The organism is Pseudomonas putida S13.1.2 (assembly GCF_000498395.2).
Taxonomy (GTDB): Bacteria; Pseudomonadota; Gammaproteobacteria; order Pseudomonadales; family Pseudomonadaceae; genus Aquipseudomonas; species Aquipseudomonas putida_Q.
The window spans coordinates 3,054,055-3,074,235 of sequence record NZ_CP010979.1 but is presented as its reverse complement, the minus strand read 5'-3'; the positions used below and the strand labels follow the sequence as shown (position 1 = coordinate 3,074,235).

Annotated in this window: 18 protein-coding genes; 12 read left to right on the top strand and 6 right to left on the bottom strand. The window is 62.4% G+C overall.

The features are described from left to right. Positions 1-217: 217 nt before the first annotated feature. On the top strand, positions 218-772 hold the full coding sequence (locus tag N805_RS13700) for a helix-turn-helix domain-containing protein (protein WP_016485777.1): 555 nt from the start codon (positions 218-220) through the stop codon (positions 770-772). Positions 773-880: 108 nt separating this feature from the next. After that, complete coding sequence (locus tag N805_RS13695; protein WP_019473168.1) at positions 881-1,438, top strand: GNAT family N-acetyltransferase; 558 nt, start codon at positions 881-883, stop codon at positions 1,436-1,438. Between the two features lie 14 nt (positions 1,439-1,452). Here N805_RS13695 and N805_RS13690 read toward each other — a convergent pair whose 3' ends face one another. After that, positions 1,453-2,013: a nucleotidyltransferase family protein gene (locus tag N805_RS13690; protein ID WP_019473169.1), complete on the bottom strand. Its 561-nt coding sequence runs from the start codon at positions 2,011-2,013 to the stop codon at positions 1,453-1,455. A gap of 105 nt (positions 2,014-2,118) precedes the next feature. Next, a complete protein-coding gene (locus tag N805_RS13685) occupies positions 2,119-4,179 on the bottom strand; it encodes a TonB-dependent siderophore receptor (protein ID WP_230685733.1) in 2,061 nt (686 codons plus the stop codon). Between the two features lie 534 nt (positions 4,180-4,713). Here N805_RS13685 and N805_RS29855 point away from each other — a divergent pair. From N805_RS29855 to N805_RS13655, 6 genes are all read left to right on the top strand, one after another. Further along, positions 4,714-5,427 carry an RHS repeat-associated core domain-containing protein gene (locus N805_RS29855; RefSeq protein WP_080956803.1) on the top strand — a complete coding sequence of 238 codons (714 nt, stop codon included), beginning with the start codon at positions 4,714-4,716 and terminating at the stop codon, positions 5,425-5,427. A 300-nt stretch (positions 5,428-5,727) separates the two neighbouring features. Continuing rightward, a complete protein-coding gene (gene sfnG, locus N805_RS13675; RefSeq protein WP_019473172.1) occupies positions 5,728-6,822 on the top strand; it encodes a dimethylsulfone monooxygenase SfnG in 1,095 nt (364 codons plus the stop codon). 378 nt (positions 6,823-7,200) lie between these two features. Beyond that, a complete protein-coding gene (locus N805_RS13670) occupies positions 7,201-7,683 on the top strand; it encodes a formate dehydrogenase subunit gamma (RefSeq protein ID WP_026034644.1) in 483 nt (160 codons plus the stop codon). Then, the gene (locus N805_RS13665; RefSeq protein ID WP_019473174.1) at positions 7,677-9,236 is read left to right on the top strand and encodes a formate dehydrogenase beta subunit; all 1,560 of its coding nucleotides are present in this window, start codon (positions 7,677-7,679) and stop codon (positions 9,234-9,236) included. Before N805_RS13670 ends, N805_RS13665 begins: the two co-directional genes overlap by 7 nt. Then, on the top strand, positions 9,233-12,115 hold the full coding sequence (gene fdhF / locus N805_RS13660; RefSeq protein ID WP_019473175.1) for a formate dehydrogenase subunit alpha: 2,883 nt from the start codon (positions 9,233-9,235) through the stop codon (positions 12,113-12,115). The genes N805_RS13665 and fdhF overlap by 4 nt, the downstream gene beginning before the upstream one ends. Beyond that, the gene (locus N805_RS13655; protein ID WP_019473176.1) at positions 12,112-12,315 is read left to right on the top strand and encodes a formate dehydrogenase subunit delta; all 204 of its coding nucleotides are present in this window, start codon (positions 12,112-12,114) and stop codon (positions 12,313-12,315) included. The genes fdhF and N805_RS13655 overlap by 4 nt, the downstream gene beginning before the upstream one ends. 56 nt (positions 12,316-12,371) lie before the next feature. On the opposite strand, the gene N805_RS13650 is transcribed toward N805_RS13655, so the two are convergent. After that, on the bottom strand, positions 12,372-13,235 hold the full coding sequence (locus N805_RS13650) for a universal stress protein (RefSeq protein WP_019473177.1): 864 nt from the start codon (positions 13,233-13,235) through the stop codon (positions 12,372-12,374). Between the two features lie 157 nt (positions 13,236-13,392). On the opposite strand from N805_RS13650, the gene N805_RS13645 reads away from it, so the two are divergent. Continuing rightward, entirely contained in the window at positions 13,393-14,010 is a 618-nt protein-coding gene (locus tag N805_RS13645) for a tRNA-(ms[2]io[6]A)-hydroxylase (protein ID WP_019473178.1), read from the top strand. Positions 14,011-14,031: 21 nt separating this feature from the next. On the opposite strand, the gene N805_RS13640 is transcribed toward N805_RS13645, so the two are convergent. Continuing rightward, positions 14,032-14,352, bottom strand: coding sequence for a DUF883 family protein (locus N805_RS13640; RefSeq protein WP_019473179.1), 321 nt, complete (start codon positions 14,350-14,352; stop codon positions 14,032-14,034). 128 nt (positions 14,353-14,480) lie between these two features. Here N805_RS13640 and N805_RS13635 point away from each other — a divergent pair, with 128 nt between their 5' ends. Beyond that, positions 14,481-14,744, top strand: coding sequence for a hypothetical protein (locus tag N805_RS13635; RefSeq protein ID WP_019473180.1), 264 nt, complete (start codon positions 14,481-14,483; stop codon positions 14,742-14,744). 17 nt (positions 14,745-14,761) lie between these two features. On the opposite strand, the gene N805_RS13630 is transcribed toward N805_RS13635, so the two are convergent. Continuing rightward, positions 14,762-15,244, bottom strand: a complete 483-nt coding sequence (locus N805_RS13630; protein ID WP_019473181.1) for an LEA type 2 family protein — start codon at positions 15,242-15,244, stop codon at positions 14,762-14,764. A 135-nt stretch (positions 15,245-15,379) separates the two neighbouring features. On the opposite strand from N805_RS13630, the gene N805_RS13625 reads away from it, so the two are divergent. Together N805_RS13625 and N805_RS13620 are read left to right on the top strand one after the other, a co-directional pair. Further along, positions 15,380-16,504, top strand: coding sequence for a sigma-70 family RNA polymerase sigma factor (locus N805_RS13625; RefSeq protein WP_026034645.1), 1,125 nt, complete (start codon positions 15,380-15,382; stop codon positions 16,502-16,504). Positions 16,505-16,634: 130 nt separating this feature from the next. After that, positions 16,635-19,061: a TonB-dependent receptor gene (locus tag N805_RS13620; RefSeq protein WP_019473183.1), complete on the top strand. Its 2,427-nt coding sequence runs from the start codon at positions 16,635-16,637 to the stop codon at positions 19,059-19,061. Positions 19,062-19,271: 210 nt separating this feature from the next. Here the strand turns inward: N805_RS13620 and N805_RS13615 are convergent, their stop codons facing one another. Further along, complete coding sequence (locus tag N805_RS13615) at positions 19,272-20,162, bottom strand: LysR family transcriptional regulator (RefSeq protein WP_028614071.1); 891 nt, start codon at positions 20,160-20,162, stop codon at positions 19,272-19,274. Between the last annotated feature and the right edge of the window lie 19 nt (positions 20,163-20,181).

Here is a 20,181-nt window from a genome sequence, read left to right as displayed (position 1 = left end):
GAACCCGCTCCCACAGGGCCAGCGCAATGCTTGAGGTTGGCACCGTACTTGTGGGAGCCCGGCTTGCCGGCGATGGGCTGCACAGCAGCCCCGGCAATCTGGAAGGCCCCAGATTGCTTGCCTCACAGGCAGCAAATCCTGCAAGCAATTTGCTTTGTGAGATGAATCATGTACTTTTCAGGGCATTATTTTCCCGTCCGAAAGTCGCGATTCAACTATGAAAGTGCACGAAGAAATCGAAGGCCTGGCAGTACTGATTCGCGACCTGCGCAAGTTCAAAGGCCTGACGCTGGGCGAGCTGGCGCAGCGTATCGGCCGTTCGGTGGGTTTTCTGTCCCAGGTCGAACGCGGCGTATCGCGCCCAACTGTGGCCGACCTCACAGCCATCAGCGAAGAACTCGGCGTCTCGACCGCCTACTTTTACAAGCTGGACAAGCCCCGCGAGCTCGACTGGGTCACCCGCCCTCACGAGCGGCGCACGCTGCACCTGGCCGGTGGCATCACCGATGTGCTGGCATCCCCCACGATAACGGGGGCCTTCTCCATGCTCGATAGCCACCTGGAACCGGGCGCCAGCAGTGGCGAGGAGTACCTGGACGACAGCTCGGAGCAGGGCTGCTTCGTGCTCGAAGGCGAGCTGACTGTGTGGCTGGGTGGCGGCGAGCCGGTTACGCTGCGCGCCAGTGACAGTTTTCAACTGCAACCCCACGCCAGTTTTCGCTACGCCAACCTCACCGACAAGCCTACCCGCGTGCTTTGGGTGTTCAGCTGAGAGGCGTTTGGATGCAGGTCACATAGGTAAGCTGTTATCCCGCTCGACAAGAAACGACCCATCGCAGACTATCAGACGCTTCCACAAGGATGCCCAGGAACGAATGCCATGGATTGCCTGCCGACGCTGTATACCGATCGCCTTGTACTCACGCCCCTGCGACTGGAGGATGCACCTGCAATCCAGAAGTTGTTCCCGCAATGGGAAGTTGTCCGCTACCTCGATCGTCGCGTCCCATGGCCATATCCGGAAGACGGTGCGCTGGTCTATGTGCGGGATATTGCCCTGCCTGCCATGGCTGCGGGCCGTGAATGGCACTGGATGATCCGCCTGCGCAACGAGGCTGAGTGCACCATTGGCAGCATCAGTTTGTATGAGCAGCCTGGGAACAACAGAGGCTTCTGGCTTGCGCCGCAGTGGTGGGGCATGGGCTACATGCGCGAAGCCTGCAGGGTCATCAACGCCTATTGGTTCGAGGCGTTGTCACGCCCGCTCATGCAGGTTCCCAAAGCCGTTGCCAACCATGCCTCGCGCAAGGTTTCAGAGCATGAGGGCATGCGTAGGGTGAGTACCCGCGATGGATATTTTGTTTCTGGGCCAATGCAGGTCGAGGTATGGGAGCTGACACGCAGTGACTGGTTCAGCGGGTCGAAAACCGGACACTAGCTTGAGCATTCTGGTCACTCGACCAAGACAAGCCATGGCCAACGCTCCCGGTAGCTGGCGGCTTTTTCCCTGAACAAGCCTGGCCGTGGGTTCAGCTCGTTCATCTTCAGCAGATCGTGCTGCAGATCATCCAGGCCATGGGTGCTGTACAACGTGCCCGTGCACACATCAACCCCAAGGCAGGTCGAGCGGATCAGGTAGCGGTCGATGCCATCCGTGACCTTGAGCAATGGCGAATAAGCACCGCCGAATTTCCCCTGGTACCACAGGTGGACGCGGGCCTGGTTGCGCACTTCCACGTTGACGCCCAAGTGCGCGCAGGCCTGCTGCACCCTGGTGATAACCCGGTCCTCTGCCTCCCAGGACACATCGGCGTCAAAGTAGGCGATGTCATAGTCCTTGATGCCCCAGCCGGCAGGCAGCCCTGCGCGGTGGTTCCAGAAGGTCTGGAACAGGGCGCCTGCCACCAGCATGCAGTGGGGGATATCCAGCGTTGCCAGCACCGCCAGGAGTGCCCGGTTTACCGGGTTCTCGCGGATGATCGCCAGTAACTGCTCGTCAGTCAGTGAATGCATGGATACCGTCCTTGATAGTTGCATTGCAGGGGCTGAGCTTACCTGAATGGCGCCAGGGCCATCACTGGATGCCGTTCAGTGCGCCGCTACACAGTACGGGCGGGGTCAATACTTCCAGGTCACCGAAGCCGTCAGGTTGCGCGGTGCACCGTAGCTGGCGGTTGTCGCGTTGTTGTACAGCGACAGCAGGTATTTGCGGTCGGTGACATTGTTCAGGTTCAGCGACGTGCTCCAGTTGCTGTCAATGTCGTAGCTGGTCATCAGGTCAACCAGGCCGTAGGCGTTCTGGTGGATGGCGCTGTTGGTGTCGTTCTCGACGCCGGTCTGCCAGCTGACACGGGCGCCAACCTTCATCTGTGGCAGGGTCGGCAAGCGGTAAGTGACCATGCCGCGCAAGCTGTGGGCCGGCACATATTTGCGCGCACGCTCGCCGTTGTCATCGTCAATACGTACATAGGTGTAGCCGGCGAGCAGGTCGAGGCCTGGCGCCACTTCGCCGGATGCCTGCAACTCTACGCCGTGGCTCTTGAAGTCGCCCGGTGTGTAAACCTCTTGAACCCCGTCGAACCCGGCATCCACGGCCACGTTGCGCTGCTCGGTCTTGAACAGCGCAGCGGTCAGGTGCAGGCGCTCGTCCATCACGCTGCCTTTTACGCCCACTTCCATGCTCTTGCCTTCCAGTGGGTCGAGCAGCTTGCCGTCGGTACCGACCACGTTGTACTGCGGGTTGTAGATTTTGGTCCAGCTGCCGTAGATGCTCCATGCCTCGTTCAGGTCGTAGACCAGGCCGGTGTAGGGCGTGACTTTGCCATGGGCGCGCGTGGAGTGTTCTGAACCGTAGCTCTCACCCTTGCCGTCGGCGCTGAGCATGCGTGCACCGGCTATCCAGTGCAGGTTATCGGCCAGGCTGAAGCGCGCACCGGCGAATACGCTTTTTTGCGTGTCCTGGAAGTTCTGCGCCAGGTCGTCACTGGTGACGCCAAACGAGGGCATAGGCGTATTGCCCGCCAGGATGCCCGAGAACGAAGTGTTGAAGAAACTGCCGTGCTCCAGGTCTTCGTCATACTCCTGGCCTTTTTGATGCGTGCGCCCGTACGCGGCCCCGAAGGTCAACTGGTGCTCGCGCCCGAACAGGCTGAACGGGCCTTGCACCTTGGCCTCGCCCAGCAACTGGTGGGCCTCGCTGCGGGTGTGGTTGGCATACGCGTCGGCTACATCACCGGAGACGCCACCTACATAAAGCATATTGGTGTTCTGCTTTTCCTGCTGCCCGGTGGCCGTGAGCGTGGCGTTCCAGTCATTGCCGAAATCATGCTTCAGCTCGACGAAGGCCCGCTGGGTGTGCAGGTTCCAGTAGGTCCACGGCTGGCCGATGCTGTTGCTGCGCCCGCTGTAGTGGATGGCATTGCCGTCATTGTCCACCAGTGGCAGGTTGCCCCAGGTGCTGCCGTTGGAATCACTGTTGTGCTGGGAGAAGCCCACGGTCACGGTGTCGGCGTCGGACACATCGAACGCCAGCAGGCCGGCAGCAACGTTGCGCTCGTGGCTGTAGCGGTCCATCCATGAGTTGCCCTTGTCGTGGGAGTAGATGAAGCGCCCGCGCACATTGCCGCTTTCGGTCAGCGGGCCTGCAACATCGACGTCGATACGGCGGCTGTCCCACGAGCCGACGCTGGTGTCGACCTGCGCCTGGAAGGTATCTGTCGGGCGTTTACGCACGAAGTTGACCGTGGCCGACGGGTTGCCGGCACCACTCATCAAGCCATTGGCGCCGTGCAACACGTCAATCTGCTCGTACTCGGCCAGGTCCTGGTCACCTACCAACGTGCTGCTTACGAAAGGCAAGCCCATGCCGTCGTACTCGAAGGTGTCGATGTCGAAACCACGCGAAGTGAATTCGGTCCGGTCGGTTTCGGTTTGCTCGACGGTTACCGACGGTGCTGCGCGCAGTGCGTCCTTGATACCGGTGATCTTGAAATCGTCCAGCGCCTGGCGGGTGATAGTTGTCACGCCCTGCGGGGTCTGCTTGTCGGTCAGGCCCAGTTTGGTGGTGCTGGATGAGGCCCTGCCTTCGTAGCCCTGGCTCACGCCATCCACCACTTCGCTCGTGCTGTCGATCTGGGTCGCGGGCAGGGTGAGGTTGTCGGCGGCATGAACGACAGGCATGGCGCTGCATGCGCCGACCAGCAAGAGGCGGGCAGGGAGATGACGTTTCAAGGAAGAAGTCCTGAGGCGGAGGAGTAGTAAAAGGCATATTTCTTTTCGAATGAGAATCTATATCAAATGAGGCGCCTTATTGATAAAGAATTCTTCATGGTGGTTCATGTTGTGTGAGCTGGTAGTTGCCGTGAGATTTCCGGCACCGGAAGCACTGCTGAGATTATTTCCCGTCCCCCGAACCCAGCAGGTGAACCTGATGGGTAAATGCGCCCGGTTGCGATCCACAGTTCCTGATCAGTCCAGCATCAGGCTTTGTCAGATTGATGACTGATCAGCGGTGGTTATTAAAGCGTTCGTAAGGGGTTTAAAGGGTTCGCACAAACTTCTGGAGTCACTCTGCAGGCAGCCTGCGAGGCCCGATAATAGTGCTGATGGAAATAGGGAGTATTCCGATAAATTCGGATGAGACTGGCATTTTTGCTAGTGGAAAAAAATGAAGTTGCAGAATAAATTAGTAGCTGTTATGGGTGGAGGGGTAAAATGCCTTGCTATTCGTGTTATGGCTATTTTCAGGCCAGTGGTCTGACAGCGACGGTTGTAGCTTATAATGGTGAGTTGCGAGATCGGTATATGAACGTTTACTTTTTGGGGAGCGGCGCTCGGGTCTACTCACCGATTTTGATGCGGTTTCTTAGCCCTGATCCTTATGCTCCTTTCGCAGAGGCAGGAATAAGTACTTACGGATACTGCGCTGATGACCCGATAAATCGTGTGGATCCATCAGGGCATATATGGCGTTATATTCGGAGGTTCTTCACTGCGTTCCGAGAGGTTCCGACGCTGCCAAGCGGGGTAAGAGTCCTAAAAAACCACAACAAGCGGAAGCTGGCCAAGGAATTGAAAATACTCAAAGCGCGTAAAGGTGAAGATCCTCGGAAGCGGGTGCATGATGCGCCCGACCTCGGAAGTGACGATTGGAAACCGAGGAAATTTGTCTTGGGTGCTGGCAATGAATTGGTGATTGCCCTGGCAGGTCGAAAAGGAGAGTCTGATTATGTCAGTCATCCCTTGTTGGCAGAGTTGCTGGAGGATAAGCGAGTAGTCAGTGCGGGGACGTTCAGTGTTGGGGCGGAGGAGAAAGTATACATTCATAATGTATCGGGGCATTATCGCCCTAAATTTTCCGATCTCGATCCTATGGTAAGAAAAATTCGGGAAATGGGGTTGAGACCATTACCAGTGAAAGTTCATTAGGTAGCGGTCAAGGGTAGCTTTTCATAGCTACTTGAGATTTAGTCAATTGCTGCCGAGCGTATGGTTGTGGCCCATCAGTTTGGGCGGGGTCTACATGGTTGGATCAGGATTTTCCACTTGACGAGCCAGCAGCAAGCGGCGGTGTTGCGCAGGCAACAGTGATCCGACAGCGTGTTTGACCCCATGCAGTCAACATCGCCGACTAATTCCATTAACCCGTTGAAAGTAAAGCAATCCAGCCGTTGGCATGCTTGCTGCTCCTGCCTCCTTGAACCCCAAGGATTCTCAAGGAGCCTCCCCATGAGCCACGCCCCACTCAAGTTCGCCTACTGGGTCCCCAACGTCAGCGGTGGCCTGGTGGTCAGCACCATCGAGCAGCGCACCAGCTGGGACATCGACTACAACCGCAAGCTTGCGCAAATCGCTGAAAAAGCCGGCTTCGACTACGCCCTGTCGCAAATCCGCTTCACCGCCGGCTACGGTGCCGACAACCAGCATGAGTCGGTCACCATCAGCCACGCGCTGCTGGCTGCCACGGAAAAGCTCAAGGTCATCGCCGCCATCCTGCCAGGGCCGTGGAACCCGGCGCTGGCGGCCAAGCAGTTGGCCAGCATCGACCAGTTCACCCATGGCCGCATCGCCATCAACGTGGTGTCGGGCTGGTTCAAGGGCGAGTTCCACGCCATCGGTGAGCCGTGGCTGGACCACGACGAACGCTATCGCCGTTCCGAGGAGTTCATCCGCGCGCTCAAGGGCATCTGGACGCAAGACAACTTCACCTTCAACGGCGACTTCTATCGCTTCCGTGACTACAACCTCAAACCCAAGCCGCTGCAGCAGCCGCACCCCGAGATCTTCCAGGGCGGCAGTTCGCGTGCGGCGCGGGACATGGCCGCGCGGGTGTCGGACTGGTACTTCACCAACGGCAACAGCGTGGAAGGGATCAAGGCCCAGGTCGATGATATCCGCGCCAAGGCCGCAGCCAACGGCCACTCGGTCAAGGTTGGGGTGAATGCCTTCATCATTGCCCGCGACACCGAGGAAGAGGCGCGGGCGGTGTTGCAGGAGATCATCGACAAGGCCAACCCCGAGGCAGTGCGGGCGTTCGGCAACGAGGTAAAGCACGCCGGGGCTGCCAGCCCGGAAGGCGAGGGCAATTGGGCCAAATCCAGCTTCGAGGACCTGGTGCAGTACAACGATGGCTTCAAGACCAACCTGATCGGCACGCCGCAGCAAATTGCCGAGCGCATCGTTGCGCTGAAGGCAGTAGGGGTGGATTTGATCCTGTCCGGCTTCCTGCATTTCCAGGAGGAAGTGGCGTACTTTGGCGAGCGCGTGTTGCCGCTGGTGCGTGAGCTGGAAGCCGGGCGCAGTGTAGACAAGGCAGTGGCCTGAGGCCTGTGCCGAATTACCGGGGGCGCTTTGCGCGCCTTCCCGGCCGGTGGCACCTAGGCAAGGCTGCTCTCGCCGGGCATTAGCCTGGGGTAGTCATCGAAGCACCTGTACTGCTCTAAAATCCCGCATACCGTGCAGGGGCCGTAACACTTGGCGTCGGTTTCAGGATGCGCCTGGTCGTTCGCACGCAACCCCCTGGCCCCACAAGTGCCATGCTTGCAGGATGCCTTCGGACCAGCGTGCGCAGATGCGCGGCCGTGGGCAAGGAGGCCGTCGGCGCCGCGCAACCGTGACGTGGCCGACGCGCCGCAGCAGAACACGCTGGATACCTGCCCTCACAATAATTCAGGCGGGGTCCGTGATGCCGAGGTCCGCTGTATGCCTGATGAACTGCTCCACCTGCCCGTGATTCACCGTATTCTTGCCCGTGACAAGGCTACCCCCGGCGCCCTGTTGCCGATCCTGCATGCCATCCAGCACGACATCGGCTTCATCCCCGATGCCGCTGTGCCGGAAATTGCCCATGCCCTGAACCTCAGCCTGGCCGAGGTGCGCGGGGTGATCAGCTTTTACCACGACTTTCGTACTTCGCCGCCGGCGCGCCACACCCTGCGCCTGTGCCGCGCCGAATCGTGCCAAAGCCGTGGCGCCGAGGCACTGGCCGCGCAACTGCGTGATCAGCTGGCACTGGACGACCATGGCACCAGCGCCGACGGTGCCATCAGCCTGCGCCCGGTTTACTGCCTGGGCGCCTGTGCCTGCTCGCCAGCGCTGGAGCTGGATGGCCAGGTGCATGCGCGGCTTACCCCTGAGCGCCTGCGTGCATTGGTAAACGCTTGCCGGGAGGACGCAGCATGCTGAAGCTCTACATTCCCTGCGACTCGGTGGCCCGTGCCGTGGGGGCCGACCAGGTTGCCGATGCCTTGCAGCGCGAGGCCGAGCGCCGCCAGCTGCCGCTGGACATCCAGCGCACCAGCTCACGCGGGCTGTACTGGCTGGAGCCGCTGATCGAGTGCGACAGTGCGCAAGGGCGCCTTGGTTTCGGCCCGGTTACTGCGCAAGACGTGCCGTCACTGCTCGACGCCCTGGCCGGTGACCCCGAGGGCCATTCGCTGGCGTTGGGGCTGGTCGAAGAAATCCCTTACCTGAAAACCCAGCAGCGGTTGCTGTTCGCCCGCGCCGGCATCACTCGCCCGTTGTCGCTGGACGACTATCGCGCCCATGGCGGTTTTGCCGGCCTTGAAGCGGCCGTGGCCCTGAACGGTGCCGAGGTGGTCGCTGCCGTGCTCGACTCCGGCCTGCGTGGCCGTGGCGGTGCGGCGTTCCCCGCCGGCATCAAGTGGCGCACCGTGCGCGACGCCGGGGCTGGGCAGAAGTACGTGGTATGCAACGCCGACGAGGGCGACTCCGGTACCTTCGCCGACCGTATGCTGATGGAAGGCGAGCCCTTCCTGCTGATCGAAGGCATGATCATTGCCGGCCTGGCCGTGGGCGCCGACAAGGGCTACATCTATGTGCGCTCGGAATACCCGGATGCCATTCGCGTGCTGGACCAGGCCTTCGCCATCGCCCGTGATGCTGGCTACCTCGGCACCGACGTAGCCGGCAGCGGCCAGGCGTTCGACCTTGAAGTGCGGGTGGGTGCCGGCGCCTATATCTGCGGCGAAGAAACTGCGCTGCTCGAGTCCATCGAAGGCAAGCGCGGCATCGTCCGCGCCAAGCCGCCACTGCCTGCGCTGCAAGGCCTGTTCGGCCTGCCGACCCTGGTGCACAACGTGCTCACCCTGGCTTCGGTGCCCATCATCCTGGCCAAGGGCGCGGCGTTCTATCGCGATTTCGGCATGGGCCGCTCGCTGGGCACCATGCCGTTCCAGCTGGCCGGCAACATCCGCCAGGGCGGACTGGTGGAACGTGCCTTCGGCCTGACCCTGCGCGAGCTGGTGGAGGGTTATGGCGGTGGTACGGCCAGTGGCCGGCCGCTGAAGGCTGCGCAGGTCGGCGGCCCGCTCGGCGCCTGGGTACCCCCCAGCCACTTCGACACCCCGCTGGACTATGAAGCCTTCGCCGCCATGGGCGCGATGCTCGGCCACGGCGGTGTGGTGGTGGCCGACGACACCCTGAACATGGCCAGCATGGCGCGCTTCGCCCTGCAGTTCTGCGCCGAAGAATCCTGCGGCAAGTGTACCCCGTGCCGCATCGGCTCCACCCGGGGCATGGAAGTGGTCGATCGGTTGATCGCATCGACTGATTTAACCGAACGCCACGACCAGGCCCTGTTGCTGCGCGACCTCTGCGACACCATGCAGTACGGCTCGCTATGCGCCATGGGCGGCATGACTGCTTACCCGGTGGCCAGCGCGCTCAAGTACTTCCCCGCCGATTTTGGGCTTACCACCATGGAGGCCGCGCAGTGATCAATTTCTTCGACCCCGCTTCTGATAAAAGCAGCGACCTCGGCACCCCGGCCCGTGACAGCGACGTGCAGGTCAGCCTGAGCATCGACGGCCGTGCCATCAGCGTGCCTGCCGGCACCTCGGTGATGCGCGCCGCGGCCATGCTCGGCACCAGCATCCCCAAACTGTGTGCCACCGACAGCCTTGAAGCCTTCGGCTCATGCCGCATGTGCATGGTGGAAATCGAAGGCATGCGCGGCTACCCGGCGTCCTGCACCACGCCGGTCAGCGAAGGCATGGTGGTGCGTACCGAAACGCCACGCCTGGCCGGCCTGCGCCGCAACGTGATGGAGTTGTACATTTCTGACCACCCGCTGGACTGCCTGACGTGCTCGGCCAACGGCAACTGCGAGCTGCAGACCGTTGCCGGTCAGGTGGGCCTGCGCGAGGTGCGCTACGGCTACGACGGCGCCAACCACCTGGCCGAGAAGAAGGATGTTTCCAACCCGTATTTTGACTACGAGCCCAGCAAATGCATCGTCTGCAGCCGCTGTGTGCGCGCCTGCGAAGATATCCAGGGCACCTTCGCCCTGACCATCACCGGCCGCGGTTTCGAGTCGCGGGTGGCGGCAGCGGGCGGCGATAACTTCCTCGCTTCCGAATGCGTGTCGTGCGGCGCCTGCGTACAGGCCTGCCCAACCGCGACGCTGACGGAAAAGAGCCTGGTGCAGCTTGGTCAGCCTGAGCGTTCGGTTATCACCACCTGCGCCTACTGCGGCGTCGGTTGTTCGTTCCGCGCCGAAATGAAAGGCGACCAGCTGGTGCGTATGGTGCCGGACAAGAACGGCGGGGCCAACCACGGCCACGCCTGCGTCAAGGGCCGCTTCGCCTGGGGCTACGCCACCCACCCGGATCGCATTACCAAGCCGATGATCCGCAAGCGCCTGGAAGACCCGTGGCAGGAAGTGAGCTGGGACGAAGCGGTGGCCTACGCTGCCAGCGAGTTCCGACGCATCCAGCTCAAGTACGGGCGTGATTCCATCGGTGGCATCACCTCCAGCCGCTGCACCAACGAAGAAGCCTACCTGGTGCAAAAACTGGTACGCACGGCGTTCGGCAACAACAACGTCGATACCTGTGCGCGGGTGTGCCACTCGCCCACCGGCTATGGCCTGAAACAGACCTTGGGTGAATCGGCCGGCACGCAAAGCTTTGATTCGGTGATGCAGGCCGACGTGGTGCTGGTGATCGGCGCCAACCCCACAGACGCCCACCCGGTGTTCGGTTCGCAGCTCAAGCGCCGCCTGCGTCAGGGCGCGCGGCTGATCGTGATCGACCCACGGCGCATCGACCTGGTCGACTCGCCGCACGCCCGCGCCGAGCTGCACCTGCAACTGCGCCCCGGTACCAACGTGGCCATGCTCAACGCCCTGGCCCACGTGATCGTCACCGAGGGCCTGCTGGCCCAGCGCTTCATCGATGCCCGCTGCGAAACCGAAGACTTTGCCCGCTGGCGCGACTTTGTCAGCCAGGCAGACAACGCCCCCGAGGTGCTGGGCCCGGTCTGTGGCGTGCCCGCCGATCAGATCCGCGCCGCGGCGCGACTGTATGCCACCGGTGGCAACGCGGCCATCTACTACGGCCTGGGCGTGACCGAGCACAGCCAGGGCAGCACTGCGGTGATGGGCATCGCCAACCTGGCCATGGCCACCGGCAATATCGGCCGTGAAGGGGTAGGGGTGAACCCGCTACGTGGGCAGAACAACGTGCAGGGCTCGTGCGACATGGGTTCGTTCCCCCACGAGCTGCCCGGCTATCGGCATATTTCCAACGAGGGCGTGCGCGCCGAGTTCGAGCGCGCCTGGGGCGTGACCTTGCAGCCCGACCCGGGCCTGCGCATCCCCAACATGTTCGAGGCAGCGCTGGACGGCAGCTTCAAGGCCCTGTACTGCCAGGGCGAGGACATCGCGCAGAGCGACCCCAACACCCAGCATGTCACGGCGGCCTTGCACGCCATGGAATGCGTGGTGGTGCAGGACATTTTCCTCAACGAAACGGCCAAATTCGCCCATGTGTTCCTGCCGGGCTGCTCGTTCCTGGAAAAGGACGGCACCTTCACCAATGCCGAGCGGCGTATTTCGCGGGTGCGCAAGGTCATGGAGCCGCTGGCCGGCAAGGCCGACTGGGAAGCGACCGTGGCCTTGGCCAACGCCTTGGGCTACCCGATGAACTACCGCCACCCGTCCGAGATCATGGACGAGATCGCCCGCCTGACGCCGACCTTCCGCCGCGTCAGCTACGCCGAAATCGACCGCCATGGCAGCCTGCAGTGGCCGTGCAACGACGCCGCGCCCGACGGCACGCCGACCATGCACATCGACCAGTTCGTGCGTGGCAAGGGCCGCTTCATGCTCACCGGCTATGTGCCTACCGACGAAAAGGTCAACAACCGCTATCCGTTGCTGCTGACAACCGGGCGCATTCTCAGCCAGTACAACGTCGGCGCCCAGACCCGACGTACCGGCAACGTCGCCTGGCATGACGCCGACCGCCTGGAAATCCACCCGACTGACGCCGAAAGCCGAGGCATCCAGGACGGTGACTGGGTTGGCATTGGCAGCCGCGCGGGGCAGACCGTGCTGCGCGCCAAGGTCAGTGCGCGGGTAGCGCCGGGTGTGGTGTACACCACGTTCCACTTCCCCGAGTCGGGGGCTAACGTGATCACCACCGACAACTCCGACTGGGCCACCAACTGCCCCGAGTACAAGGTGACGGCAGTGGAAGTGGTGAAAGTGTTCCAGCCATCGCAATGGCAAAAGCGCTACCAGGACTTCAGTGACGAACAGCGGCGCCTGCTGCAAGAGCGCCGTACAGCAGAGCAAGCCGAGGTGCGCCGATGAGCAGCGACAACCTGGTCAAGATGGCCAACCAGATTGCCCATTACTTCGACAGCGAACCAGACCGGGCGCTGGCGGTGCAGGGGGTGCGCCAGCATCTGCAAAGCTTCTGGACGCCAGCCATGCGCCGGCAACTGGCAGAATGGATCGAGGCCAATGCAGGTGAGGGGCTGGACCCGAAGGTGCTGGAGGCGATGCCGTAGCGGATTTGCGCGGTCCTACGGGGACCGCGCCAATTGCGCCAATCGTGTCGATTGCATCAGCCGCGGGCTAATTCGGCCTGGTGGGCGATGGCTTCCTCACTCTTGAGCACCAGCACATCCCCCTCAAGGGCATCCAGCACCACCTCCGAAGTATTGCCAATCAACGCCCCGGAAATCCCCGTGCGGCACACCGTACCAATCACCGTCACCACCGCCTCGAGCTTCTTCTCGGTATGCGGAATCAGCACATCCGCCGGCCCTTCGGCCACATGCAGGCATTCTTCGCTGATGCCGTACTCGGCCTGGAACGCCTTGCACGCTTCGCGGTAGCGCTGTTCGATGGTCTCGCTCAGCTGGTAGGTCGGGTCGGAGGCCGACAGCATTGGCGACGGGTGGGCGCTGATGACATGCAGTTCGCCCTTGGCCAGTTTGGCAATCTCGAAGCCATGGTCGATGATGCTGGCATGCAGGCGGCGATGGTCTTCGTCCTGGTTGCCCACGTCCACCGCGGCCAGAATCTTGCCACCGGTCCACGGCCGTTCGCTCTTGACCATCAGCACGGCACACGGGCATTGACGCAGCAGCTTCCAGTCACTGGGGGTGAGCAGGGCCTTCTTCAGCGGGTTGTCCGGGCGGTGTTCCTTGATCACCAGATCGCAGCCCTCGGCCTGCTGTACGTAGATGATGGTGTCGTGCAGGTTGTCGCGCCAAGCCGCCTCATGGGTGATGTTGTCGTAGCCGTCATCATGCAGCTGGCTGCTCAGCAGGCTCAGCAGCGCAGTGTGATCATGCCGTTTATCGCACATCAGCAGGTGCAGGCGTGCGCCAGTGACGCCGGCGATCAGCTTGGCCCGGGTCAGCGCCCGGCTGTGGGCGTGCTCAGGGTCGAGGACGACAAGGATGCTGCGGACGGCTTGCATGGGCGTGAGCTCCCTTCAAAGGTGGCGACCGATGCCTGACTATAGACGGGGCGCGCCTAGCTGGCGCTTGATGTACATCAACAAGCATAGTCACTGGCGCCGCCCGCCGCCGCCGGTATAATCGCCGGCCCTGCCTGTTCTGTGTGGTTGCACGCTTATGTCCCTGATCCCAGAAATCGATGCCTTTCTTGGCTGCCCGACGCCAGACGCCTGGATCGAAGCGGCGCTCGCCGACCAGGAAACCCTGCTGATCGACCACAAGAACTGCGAATTCAAAGCCGCGAGCACGGCCTTGAGCCTGATGGCCAAGTACAACACCCACCTCGACCTGATCAACATGATGTCGCGCCTGGCCCGCGAGGAGCTGGTGCACCACGAACAGGTATTGCGCCTGATGAAGCGCCGTGGCGTGCCTCTGCGGCCGGTGTCGGCGGGGCGCTATGCCTCGGGGCTGCGCCGCCTGGTGCGCGCCCACGAGCCGGTCAAACTGGTGGACACACTGGTTGTGGGGGCGTTCATCGAGGCACGCAGTTGCGAGCGCTTTGCGGCGCTGGTGCCGCACCTGGACGAAGAGCTGGGCCGCTTCTATCACGGCCTGCTGAAGAGCGAAGCGCGCCATTACCAGGGCTACCTGAAACTGGCGCACAACTATGGGGATGAGGCAGACATCGCCCGCCGGGTTGAACTGGTGCGCGCTGCAGAAGTGGAGCTGATCCAGTCTCCGGACCAGGAACTGCGCTTCCACAGCGGTATCCCGCAGGTGCTGGCCGCCTGATTTGCACCAGGCGGCCAGGCTTCAGTTGCGCCGGCCCAGCAGCAGCCCCACCACCAGCCCCAGGCCGGCGGAAATGGCTACGGTCTGCCACGGGTGGCCGCCGATATAGTCCTGGGTGGCGTCCACCACCGGTTGCGCCTTGTCCCGCACATTGCCAGCGGCCTGGCGCGCCTGTTTCAGTTTCAGGCTGACCTGCGCTCGCAGGGTTTCTGCTTCTTCGCCCACCAGGGTGGCACTGTCGTTCAGCAGTTTTTCCGATTCTTCGATCAGCGATTGCAGTTCGCTGAATACCTGGTCCTTGATCTGATCGCTGTCGGTCAGCGTGGCGTTTTTACGGGCCATGAACTCGTCCTCGTTGATGGGTAGTGTGAACAATGGATGCCGCTGCGTCGGGAAAGTTGCGGTGGCTTTCCGATGTTGCGTTGCCTGGGTGTAAGATAGCGGCCATTTTCAAACCTGCAGGTACCTTCATGAGTTTCAATCTGGCCAACATGAGCTTCGAGGAACGGGCGCAGATCGAGGCAGAGAAGGCGCGGCTGTTCGAGATGTGGCAAAGCAACCTGGGCAAGGCCAAGGGCGATGCGGCCCGGCTGATTGCCGAAAAGCCGCGGCGCAAGGGTAAATGGGCCGAGTGGGTACGCGCCGAACTGGACGCCATGTCGCCGCCCGAATACGCCAGCATGGTGCGCAGCGAAGTCAACAAGCTGATGGCCGCCGCCAGCGCCAGCCGCTGAACAGTCCCGACGGGCGCTTACCAGTAGGCGCCTTTGGGCAGGTCCAGCTTGCCCTCGTCAGTAAAGCGCACGGTCCCCAGCAACCCGCCTGCCAGTTTACCGCGTAGCTTGTAGGGCAAACCCTTCAGCGAGTCCACCGTGCCCAGCCCATAGGCTTGGCGCAGGAAGGAAAACGCCGTGACGCTCACCGGCACCACGATCACCGCTTCGTCATAGCGGCCAATATGCCCCTGCTGGTCGCTGACCCCGGCGGCCAGCGGCTGGCCGTTCACCTCCAGGTTGAGGGCGATCCCGTTGTAGTCGATCGGCGACTCGTTGGGGTTTTGCACCCGCATTTTCACGGCCATGCGCAGTTCCAGTTCCTGCCCGGGCAGCGGTTCGATGCCGATCACGCTGATGTTGACGGGGTCGCGTGGCTGGAACAGTGCGCAAGCGCCCAGGCCATAAGCCATCAGCAGGACGAGAAACAGGCGGGTACAGCGGTACAGGCGGGCAGTCATTGAGGGCGACCTTGCCGGAGTGGGCGAGTAGTCAGTGTGGCAAATGCGCGTCGGCGTTGAAAGTCTCCTTGCAGATGAAAGATACTATTTCTCATTAACGCCCGATAACTCATCCCATTGGCTGTTCCCAAACCCATGCTGACGTCACCCGTGTCGGGCCTGCTGGCGACTTTCCAGGAGCACTACGACGACCTGTTGCAGTTTCTGACCCGGCGCATGAGCGACCGCCAGCGCGCCGCCGACGTGGCGCAGGAAACCTACCTGAAGCTGGTGAAAATCGATGCCCAGGCGGTGCCGGTGCTGCACGCCCGCAGCTTCATCTTCCGCGTGGCCGGTAACCTGGCAATCGATGCCTTGCGCCGTGAGCAGCGCCTGGCTGCCAGCCATGACGACTGTGACGCAGCGGGTGAGCTGGCCTGCCCGGCGCCAGCGCCCGAGGCGATGTTGCTGGCCCGGGAGCGCCTGCAGATCCTTGACGATGCGCTACTGAAACTGCCCGACAATGCCCGCCAGGCGTTGTTGCTGAACCGCGTCGAAGGCCTGACCCAGGCGCAGATTGCACAGCGGCTGGGGGTTTCCGAGAGCATGGTGGCCAAGTATATCGGCCAGGCCCTGCGCCATTGCCGCGACTGGCTCAAGCAGGCGGGTGTGGCTGCCTCTGTGGTGTTGCTGGTTGCCGCTGTGGCGGGTTGGCAGCAAGCGCCGATGTTGCTGGCCGACTACCACACCGCGGTGGGTGAACGGCAGGTGGTTACCTTGGCGGACGGCACGCGGGTGACACTGAACAGCGCCAGTGCGTTGAGTGTGGTGTTCAGTGAGCACGAACGCCGGGTGGTGCTGGATGCCGGTGAGGCCCTGTTCGAGACCACGGATGATCCGCGGCCGTTTGTGGTCGAGACGGCAGGCGAGCGGGTGCAGGGTGGTGCCGCCACCTTCAGCGTGCGTCGCGATGGCCGCGTGGTGTTGGCACGCGGTGAAGCCAAGGTCGGCGAACATGAACTGGCGGTGGCGGCCGATGCCGGTGCGCAGATGGCCTGGCAGCGCGGCAAGCTGATCTTCAACGGCAAACCGCTGGGGCAGGTGCTGACGGAGCTTGAGCGTTACCGGCATGGGCGCATCGTGCTGTCCGACAGCAAGCTGGCGGCGATGGAGGTGAGCGGGGTGTTTGACCTGGACGAGCCGGAGGCACTCCTGCGCACGCTTGAGCAGCGGTATGGGCTGAAGGTTACCTATCTGCCGTGGTTGGCTGTGGTTCATTGACTGGCCGGCACAGAAATAAAAATATTTTCCATTTGGCACTGCAAGTTCCTGCAAGCCAGATCGTCGTAGTGGGACTGATCAGCAACCCATTCTCATTTACGACTTGTCAGGAAGCTCATTCGTGCCTCTGATGCTCAAGCCATTGCACCGCAGTCGCGGTGCTCTTCACCATGCCCTGATGTCCTGCAGCGCCCTGGCCATCCTGGTCGGCCCGCTGCATGCGTCGGCCGCAACCACGGCCGAACAAACCCAGATGCAGGCTCGCCAGGTCCAGCTCGACCTGCCAGCGCAGCCGCTGGACCAGGCCCTGACCACCTTTGCCGACCAGGCCGGCCTGCACTTGCTGTACACCACAGGTGACGTCGCAGGTATTGCCAGCCCGGCGTTGCACGGCAGCTACAGCGTCGAGCAGGCGCTGCAGCAGTTGCTGGCCGGCAGCGGCATGAGCTGGCACTTCAGCGACGCGCGCACCGTAACCCTGCGCAAGGCCCAGGCAGCGCCGCAGGCGGTTAACCTGAAGCCGATCGAAGTCAGTGTGGCCTCGCGCACCAGCACCGCAATCAGTGAAATCCCTGGCACTGTCTGGGTGGTCGACCAGCAGCAGCTGCGTGAGCAGATCGACAGCGGCGTCAGCCTGAAGGAAGCCATCGGCAAGCTGGTACCTGGCCTGGACCTGGCGCCAGAAGGGCGCACCAACTATGGCCAGAACATGCGCGGGCGCAGCGTGCTGGTGATGATCGACGGGGTCAGCCAGAACAGCTCGCGCGGCCTGTCGCGCCAGTTCGACAGCATTTCGCCGTTCAACGTCGAGCGTGTCGAAGTGCTGTCCGGCGCCAGCGCCATCTACGGCGGTGGTGCCACTGGCGGCATCATCAACATCGTGACCAAAAAGGGCGAACCCGGCCCGGCGCGTTTCGAGACCCAGCTCGGTGCCAGCAGCGGGTTCAACAACAGCGATGATTTGGCCACCCGCTTTGCCCAGTCGATCAGTGGCGGCAACGAGCGGGTCAATGCCCGCCTGGGTATTTCCGGCGAGCAGAACGAAGCCTTCTACGACGGTGCCGGCGACCAGATCTTCATCGACAACACCCAGACCGACCTGCAATACAACCGCACAATCGACGTGTTCGGCACCCTGGGCTTGCAGTTGAACGACCAGCAGAGCCTCGACCTGCTGGCCCAGTACTACGATTCGGGCAACCACGGCAGTACGGGCATCTACTTCCCCAACCTCAACTACAACGCGCCATCCGACCTGGAAGACGCCGAGCTGCGCAGCGGTTATTCGTCGGACCTGGAGCCGCGTACCCGGCGCTTGTTGCTGAACGCCAATTACCACCACAGCGACGTGCTGGGCCAGGACTTCTACCTGCAGGCCTCGTACCGCAAGGAAGACGACAACTTCTACCCGTTCCCGTACTACAACCGCGCCACGCCCACCGGCTCGCGCGGGGTGTATTTTGCTGCCTCGCAGCAAAACTTCGAGGTCACCAGCCTCAAGGGCCTGTTCGCCAAACAGTGGGACACGTTGAAGCTGACCTATGGCGTTGACCTTGACCGCGAGCGCTTCAACGCCGAGCAGACCACGTTCAACGCCTTGACCTCGTCCGAGTCGGGCGGCCTTGAGTTGGAAAAGGACAGCAAGGCGGCGCGCTACCCCAGCTACCGGGTCGATGGTGTGTCGGTGTACGCCCAGCTGGATTGGCATGCCACCGACAACCTGACGTTCTCCGGCGGTGCCCGTCACCAGCAGATGGACGTCGACGTCAGCGACTTCAAGGGCGTACCGGGCGGCAGCAACGATTACCAGGTCAACCTGTTCAACGTAGGCGCCATCTACGACTTCAAGAACGGCCACCAGGTATGGAGCAACTATGGCGAAGGATTCGACCTGCCAGACCCTGCCAAGTACTACGGCAAGCCGGGCCTGAGCGTGGCCGACAACCCGCTGGCTGGCATCAAGAGCCGCCAGGTGGAACTGGGCTGGCGCTATGCCGACCTGGACTGGGATGCCCAGGCGGCGCTGTACTACATCTGGTCGGACAAGATCATCAACGTCGATTCGCAAACGCTGACGATCAACGTGCAAGAGCAGAAGAGCCGCGACTTCGGCTTTGAAGGTGCGCTGACCCGGCACTTCCAGACGGGCTGGGAGGCGGGCGGTACCCTGCACCTGACCCGCTCCGAGGAAGAGGCTGCCGACGGCGGCTGGAACAAGCGTGATGCCCGCTATGCATCCTTGTCCAAAGCCACTGCATTCGTTGGCTGGAAGGGCGATGGCCGCAGTGCGCGGCTGCAGGCCAACCATGCGTTCAGCCTGAAAGACGATGCCGACCACGAGATCGACGGTTACACCACCTTCGACCTGCTGGGCAGCCAGGACACCGGCTTCGGCACCTTCAGCGCCGGCATCCAGAACCTGCTGGACAAGCAGTACAGCACGGTCTGGGGCCAACGCGCGACGCTGTTCTATTCGCCGACTTACGGCCCGGCGTACCTGTATGACTACCAGGGGCGCGGGCGTACCTACACCCTGACCTGGAGCATGGCTTACTAACCCTTCTCCAAGGCGTGCCCGGCCCCTTGTAGGAGCGGCCTTGTGTCGCGATAGGGCCGCAAAGCGGCCCCGGCAAACTATGCGGCGAAGCTGAAATCGTGGGGGCGCTTCGCACCCCATCGCGACACAAGGCCGCTCCTACAGGTAAAGCGCTGCCCTCAGGCCCAGTGAAAATCTTGTGGGAGCGGGTTCACCCGCGAAGAGGCCGGTTCAGGTAAACGCTACGAGCAAATCCTCGGCAAACGCCTGCTGCGCTTCACCCGTCACCTGTGCCCGATGCCGGGCCAGGGTAAATGGCACCACAAAATCCAGCCCCGGGTCCAACGCCCACAACAACCCCTCGGCCTCCCAGGCCTGCGCGCAGTGGCAGGGCAGGTAACCCATATGCCGCCCCGACAGAATGAACGTCAGCACGCTCTCGATCTGCTCCGCTACCGCCATGCTGCGCCGGCTCTGGAACGGCTCGCCGCCTTTGAGAAACCGGTAGGGATGGCGCACCTGGTCCATCTCCAGCAACCGCTCAAGCTCAACACCCGATTCGCCGAACAGCACATGCCCCTTGCCGCAATACAGCCGTTGCCGCTCCTGGAACAATGGCTGGTAATCAAAGGCCGCCTGCTTGCCGGAGAAGTAGCTGATGGCGTAATCCAGCCGCTGCTCCAGCAACAACCGCTCCAGCTCTGCCGGCGGTGCACTGATCAGCTCCAGCTGCACTGATTCCTCCCGTGTGCGGAACGCCGTGATGGCCGCCGCCAGTTTCAGGCTCACTGCCTTGTCCTGGTTTTCTGCCATGCCGATGCGCACGGTCCCCAGCAACCGCCCGGCAACGCCGTTGGCCTGCTGGCGAAACTGCTCGATGCTCAGCAGCAGCCCACGCGCTGCCTCCAGTAGCAACGCGCCTTTCTCCGTCAGGTGAAAGCCACCCTTGCCTCGGCTGCACAGGCGGTAGCCCAGGCGTGTTTCCAGCTGCGCCATGCGCTGGCTGATGGTGGGCTGGCTCAGGCCCAGCACGCCTTGCGCGGCGCTGAAGCCCCCGGCCTCGACTACAGTGACGAACAGCCGCAGCAGGTGCAGGTCGGGGTCGTGCACTTGTCCGAGCATTACATTGCTCCTGATGAAT

Bases quoted from the DNA above. Each gene is read 5' to 3' on its own strand.
- N805_RS13700 (WP_016485777.1), top strand. From the start codon at position 218: ATGAAAGTGCACGAAGAAATCGAAGGCCTGGCAGTACTGATTCGCGAC.
- N805_RS13695 (WP_019473168.1), top strand. From the start codon at position 881: ATGGATTGCCTGCCGACGCTGTATACCGATCGCCTTGTACTCACGCCC.
- N805_RS13690 (WP_019473169.1), bottom strand. From the start codon at position 2,013: ATGCATTCACTGACTGACGAGCAGTTACTGGCGATCATCCGCGAGAAC.
- N805_RS13685 (WP_230685733.1), bottom strand. From the start codon at position 4,179: ATGCCTGTCGTTCATGCCGCCGACAACCTCACCCTGCCCGCGACCCAG.
- N805_RS29855 (WP_080956803.1), top strand. From the start codon at position 4,714: ATGCCTTGCTATTCGTGTTATGGCTATTTTCAGGCCAGTGGTCTGACA.
- sfnG (WP_019473172.1), top strand. From the start codon at position 5,728: ATGAGCCACGCCCCACTCAAGTTCGCCTACTGGGTCCCCAACGTCAGC.
- N805_RS13670 (WP_026034644.1), top strand. From the start codon at position 7,201: ATGCCTGATGAACTGCTCCACCTGCCCGTGATTCACCGTATTCTTGCC.
- N805_RS13665 (WP_019473174.1), top strand. From the start codon at position 7,677: ATGCTGAAGCTCTACATTCCCTGCGACTCGGTGGCCCGTGCCGTGGGG.
- N805_RS13655 (WP_019473176.1), top strand. From the start codon at position 12,112: ATGAGCAGCGACAACCTGGTCAAGATGGCCAACCAGATTGCCCATTAC.
- N805_RS13650 (WP_019473177.1), bottom strand. From the start codon at position 13,235: ATGCAAGCCGTCCGCAGCATCCTTGTCGTCCTCGACCCTGAGCACGCC.
- N805_RS13645 (WP_019473178.1), top strand. From the start codon at position 13,393: ATGTCCCTGATCCCAGAAATCGATGCCTTTCTTGGCTGCCCGACGCCA.
- N805_RS13640 (WP_019473179.1), bottom strand. From the start codon at position 14,352: ATGGCCCGTAAAAACGCCACGCTGACCGACAGCGATCAGATCAAGGAC.
- N805_RS13635 (WP_019473180.1), top strand. From the start codon at position 14,481: ATGAGTTTCAATCTGGCCAACATGAGCTTCGAGGAACGGGCGCAGATC.
- N805_RS13630 (WP_019473181.1), bottom strand. From the start codon at position 15,244: ATGACTGCCCGCCTGTACCGCTGTACCCGCCTGTTTCTCGTCCTGCTG.
- N805_RS13625 (WP_026034645.1), top strand. From the start codon at position 15,380: ATGCTGACGTCACCCGTGTCGGGCCTGCTGGCGACTTTCCAGGAGCAC.
- N805_RS13620 (WP_019473183.1), top strand. From the start codon at position 16,635: ATGCTCAAGCCATTGCACCGCAGTCGCGGTGCTCTTCACCATGCCCTG.
- N805_RS13615 (WP_028614071.1), bottom strand. From the start codon at position 20,162: ATGCTCGGACAAGTGCACGACCCCGACCTGCACCTGCTGCGGCTGTTC.